Raw genomic sequence first — 211 nt, 5'->3', positions numbered from 1 at the left:
GGGAATAGCGGATCCCACGCAGGTCGGTAACCACGGTAAACAGCAGGTCGTTGCGCTTCGTCACCGCCTGGGCAATCGGCTGGATGATGCCGGCCTGCGGCGATTCCATCAGGCCACGCTTGATCTCCGGGCTGTCGGCCAGCGTTCGGGCGATACCCAGCGCGGTATCTTTCACGTCATCGCGCGTGGCACGGGTGATCTGCACAGAGTA

The 211-nt window shown here is 63.0% G+C and carries 1 pseudogene; it reads right to left on the bottom strand.

The annotated features are described in order from the left end of the window. Positions 1-211 (bottom strand): annotated as a pseudogene (locus RRF55_RS29275) (two-component system sensor histidine kinase DcuS); the annotation flags it as partial.

The sequence above is a fragment of the Klebsiella sp. K47 genome, assembly GCF_051858335.1.
In the GTDB taxonomy this organism is placed as follows: Bacteria; Pseudomonadota; Gammaproteobacteria; order Enterobacterales; family Enterobacteriaceae; genus Klebsiella; species Klebsiella pneumoniae.
This window is presented reverse-complemented; position numbering and strand designations above follow the sequence as displayed.